Origin of the sequence: Ancylomarina subtilis, from assembly GCF_004217115.1 — a bacterium.
GTDB lineage: Bacteria > Bacteroidota > Bacteroidia > Bacteroidales > Marinifilaceae > Ancylomarina > Ancylomarina subtilis.
The window spans coordinates 1-5,084 of sequence record NZ_SHKN01000010.1 but is presented as its reverse complement, the minus strand read 5'-3'; the positions used below and the strand labels follow the sequence as shown (position 1 = coordinate 5,084).

Genomic DNA, 5,084 nt, shown 5'->3' with positions numbered 1-5,084 from the left:
TTAAAAAAACTTCAATTTTGTTTTGGTTTTTAAAATGAAAAGTTGTTATCTTTGCACCCGCTTTGACGCTGTAATCAGCATCAAAACAGAGAAGAAATTTTGAACGCAAGTTCTTTGAAAATATTGGAAGTAGAATAAAGTTAGGTAAATACAAGAAATAATAACCTTGTCAATTAGATTTACGAAATAACTTAGATATTATCCACGAGCAGAATTAACTATAAGTTTTTTATACAACGAAGAGTTTGATCCTGGCTCAGGATGAACGCTAGCGACAGGCCTAACACATGCAAGTCGAGGGGCAGCATTTCCAGCTTGCTGGAAGATGGCGACCGGCGCACGGGTGAGTAACGCGTATGCAACCTACCTTATACTGGGGGATAGCCCAGAGAAATCTGGATTAATACCGCATAACAATGTTTTATCGCATGGTAAGATATTTAAAACTCCGGTGGTATAAGATGGGCATGCGTAGCATTAGTTAGTTGGTGAGGTAACGGCTCACCAAGACAGTGATGCTTAGGGGGTCTGAGAGGATAGTCCCCCACACTGGTACTGAGACACGGACCAGACTCCTACGGGAGGCAGCAGTGAGGAATATTGGTCAATGGACGCAAGTCTGAACCAGCCATGTCGCGTGCAGGATGACGGCCCTATGGGTTGTAAACTGCTTTTTTACAGGAATAATTGCTTTCACGTGTGAGAGTTTGAATGTACTGTATGAATAAGGATCGGCTAACTCCGTGCCAGCAGCCGCGGTAATACGGAGGATTCGAGCGTTATCCGGATTTATTGGGTTTAAAGGGTCCGTAGGCGGTCTTTTAAGTCAGTGGTGAAATCCCAGAGCTTAACTCTGGAACTGCCATTGAAACTGAAGGACTTGAATATGGTTGAGGTAGGCGGAATACGTTATGTAGCGGTGAAATGCATAGATATAACGTAGAACACCAATTGCGAAGGCAGCTTACTAAGCCATTATTGACGCTGATGGACGAAAGCGTGGGGAGCGAACAGGATTAGATACCCTGGTAGTCCACGCCGTAAACGATGATTACTCGTTGTGCACAATACATCGTGCGTGACTGAGCGAAAGCATTAAGTAATCCACCTGGGGAGTACGTTCGCAAGAATGAAACTCAAAGGAATTGACGGGGGCCCGCACAAGCGGAGGAACATGTGGTTTAATTCGATGATACGCGAGGAACCTTACCTGGACTTAAATGTAGATTGACCGGCTTAGAAATAGGTCTTTCCTTCGGGACAATTTACAAGGTGCTGCATGGTTGTCGTCAGCTCGTGCCGTGAGGTGTCGGGTTAAGTCCCATAACGAGCGCAACCCCTATCGTTAGTTGCTAGCAGGTAATGCTGAGGACTCTAGCGAGACTGCCACCGTAAGGTGAGAGGAAGGTGGGGATGACGTCAAATCAGCACGGCCCTTACGTCCAGGGCTACACACGTGTTACAATGGCCAGTACAAAGGGCAGCTACCTGGTGACAGGATGCTAATCTCAAAAGCTGGTCTCAGTTCGGATCGGAGTCTGCAACTCGACTCCGTGAAGTTGGATTCGCTAGTAATCGTATATCAGCAATGATACGGTGAATACGTTCCCGGGCCTTGTACACACCGCCCGTCAAGCCATGGAAGCCGAGGGTGCCTGAAGTACGTTACCGCAAGGAGCGTCCTAGGGTAAAATTGGTAACTGGGGCTAAGTCGTAACAAGGTAGCCGTACCGGAAGGTGTGGCTGGAACACCTCCTTTCTGGAGATGGATAATACGACAATAGGTTAAACTGTGAAAATGGTTGACTTATAAGGTTGTTTTTCTTGACCTAATTTTATTTTTGCTTTCATCTTTTAATATACCATAACCCATAGCGTTAGGGTGTTTAACCACAAGCCTATGGATTATTAATTTAGTCCTGTAGCTCAGTTGGTTAGAGCACTACACTGATAATGTAGGGGTCCGCAGTTCAAATCTGCGCAGGACTACATATTTACGTTTATGGGGGATTAGCTCAGTTGGCTAGAGCGCCTGCCTTGCACGCAGGAGGTCATCGGTTCGACTCCGATATTCTCCACTCGATACATATTTGGTATTAAAAGTTCTTTGACATATTGAAAAATCAAAAAGTAGAAGTAATCTAAGTAAAGAAAACAGCGATTGATTTCGTTGGTTATTTTTAGCAATAGAAATAACAAGCATAATAATAAGTAATTAAGAGCGTATGGCGGATGCCTAGGCTCTCAGAGGCGATGAAGGACGTGATAAGCTGCGATAAGCTTCGGTGAGGTGCAAATAACCGCTAACCCGAAGATTTCCGAATGGGGCAACCCACCTACTTGTAGGTATCCCGCAAGGGAGGCAAACCCGGAGAACTGAAACATCTAAGTACCCGGAGGAGAAGAAAACAAAAGTGATTCCCTTAGTAGTGGCGATCGAACAGGGACCAGCCCAAACCAGTATTGTTTCGGCAATGCTGGGGTTATAGGACTACAATATGATAAAGTGCGTGAAGTGAAACGCTTTGGAAAGAGCGACCATAGAGAGTGATAGTCTCGTACACGTAAGCAATCTGCATCTAGTAGTATCCTGAGTAGCGCGGAACACGAGAAATTCTGTGTGAATTTGCCAGGACCATCTGGTAAGGCTAAATACTCCTGAGAGACCGATAGTGAACAAGTACCGTGAGGGAAAGGTGAAAAGCACCTCGAATAGAGGAGTGAAATAGTACCTGAAACCATACGCTTACAAGCGGTCGGAGCACCTTTGGGTGTGACGGCGTGCCTTTTGCATAATGAGCCTACGAGTTACTCCTCACTAGCAAGATTAAGCACTTCAGGTGCGGAGTCGAAGCGAAAGCGAGTCTGAATAGGGCGAAAAAGTTAGTGGGGGTAGACGCGAAACTTGGTGATCTACCCATGGTCAGGCTGAAGCTCTGTTAATCCAGAGTGGAGGGCCCAACCCGTTGACGTTGAAAAGTCTTGGGATGAACTGTGGGTAGGGGTGAAAGGCCAATCAAACTGAGAAATAGCTCGTACTCCCCGAAATGCATTTAGGTGCAGCGTCAGAGTAAAGAGTTATAGAGGTAGAGCTACTGATTGGATGCGAGGGCTTCACCGCCTATCAAATCCAGACAAACTCCGAATGCTATAACTTATATCTGGCAGTGAGCCCGTGGGTGCTAAGGTCCACGGACGAGAGGGAAAGAACCCAGACCATCAGCTAAGGTCCCCAAATGTATGCTAAGTTGAACAAACGTGGTAAGATTGCACAGACAGCTAGGATGTTGGCTTGGAAGCAGCCATTCATTTAAAGAGTGCGTAACAGCTCACTAGTCGAGCGATCTTGCGTGGATGATAATCGGGCATAAGTATACTACCGAAGCTATGGACTTACGTTGAAAGATACGTAATTGGTAGGGGAGCATTCTAAACTGCGTAGAAGGTGTGTGGTAATGCATGCTGGAGCGTTTAGAAAAGCAAATGTAGGCATAAGTAACGATAATGCGGGTGAGAAACCCGCACGCCAATAGACTAAGGTTTCCTGATCAACGCTAATCGGATCAGGGTAAGTCGGGACCTAAGGGGTAGCCGAAGGGCGAACTCGATGGACAATCGGTTAATATTCCGATACCCGCTATAACTGCGATGGGGTGACGAAGAGATGAAAGTGCCGCGAACTGACGGAATAGTTCGTTGAAGGCCGTATGCTATGAGAGATGTAGGCAAATCCGCATCTTGAGCTGAAAGCTGATAGTACCACAATGCTTCGGCAGCGTGGATAGTGCATGTAATTTGACTTCCAAGAAAAACCTCTAAGCTTCAGGTTATAGTGGCCCGTACCTCAAACCGACACAGGTAGTCAAGTAGAGAATACTAAGGCGCTCGAGTGATTCATGGCTAAGGAACTCGGCAAAATAACTCCGTAACTTCGGGAGAAGGAGTGCTCTCAGCAATGGGAGCCGCAGTGAAATGGCCCAGGCGACTGTTTATCAAAAACACATGGCTTTGCAAAAACGAAAGTTGAAGTATAAGGCCTGACACCTGCCCGGTGCCGGAAGGTTAAGTGGAGATGTTATCCTTTGGAGAAGCATTGAAATGAAGCCCCGGTAAACGGCGGCCGTAACTATAACGGTCCTAAGGTAGCGAAATTCCTTGTCGGGTAAGTTCCGACCTGCACGAATGGTGTAACGATCTGGGCACTGTCTCAGCCATGAGCTCGGTGAAATTGTAGTATCGGTGAAGATGCCGATTACCCGCAACGGGACGGAAAGACCCCGTGCACCTTTACTGCAGCTTCACATTGATTTTGGGTAAGTAATGTGTAGGATAGGACGGAGACTACGAAGCGGGTCCGCCAGGATTCGTGGAGTCAACCTTGAAATACGTCCCTTTGCTTATCTGGAGTCTAACGTCTGACGACGGACAGTGTGTGGTGGGTAGTTTGACTGGGGTGGTCGCCTCCAAAAGAGTAACGGAGGCTTCTAAAGGTACCCTCAATACGTTTGGTAATCGTGTGAAGAGTGCAATGGCACAAGGGTGCTTGACTGTGAGACCTACAAGTCGATCAGGTACGAAAGTAGAGCATAGTGATCCGGTGGTTCCGCATGGAAGGGCCATCGCTCAAAGGATAAAAGGTACGCCGGGGATAACAGGCTGATCGCTCCCAAGAGCTCATATCGACGGAGCGGTTTGGCACCTCGATGTCGGCTCGTCACATCCTGGGGCTGGAGAAGGTCCCAAGGGTTGGGCTGTTCGCCCATTAAAGTGGCACGCGAGCTGGGTTCAGAACGTCGTGAGACAGTTCGGTCCCTATCTGTTGTGGGCGTTAGAAATTTGCGAGGATCTGACTCTAGTACGAGAGGACCGGGTTGGACTAACCTCTAGTGTATCTGTTGTGGCGCCAGCTGCATTGCAGAGTAGCTACGTTGGGCAGGGATAAGTGCTGAAAGCATCTAAGCACGAAGCCTACCTCAAGATGAGATTTCTTTAAAGGGTCGTTGGAGACGACAACGTTGATAGGTTGCAGATGTAAAGGCAGTGATGTCAAAGTCGAGCAATACTAATTACCCATAAGCTTATGA

At 47.2% G+C, this 5,084-nt stretch carries 2 tRNA genes and 2 rRNA genes; all 4 read left to right on the top strand.

Features of this window, described 5'->3' with window-relative positions:
• Positions 1–233 precede the first annotated feature (233 nt).
• Positions 234–1,759: ribosomal RNA gene (locus EV201_RS16295) — 16S ribosomal RNA — on the top strand.
• A 156-nt stretch (positions 1,760–1,915) separates the two neighbouring features.
• Positions 1,916–1,989: transfer RNA gene (locus tag EV201_RS16290), tRNA-Ile, on the top strand.
• Positions 1,990–2,004: 15 nt separating this feature from the next.
• Positions 2,005–2,078, top strand: a tRNA-Ala gene (locus EV201_RS16285).
• A 127-nt stretch (positions 2,079–2,205) separates the two neighbouring features.
• Positions 2,206–5,084: ribosomal RNA gene (locus EV201_RS16280) — 23S ribosomal RNA — on the top strand.
• The 16S and 23S rRNA genes sit together here with 2 tRNA genes alongside, the layout of an rRNA operon.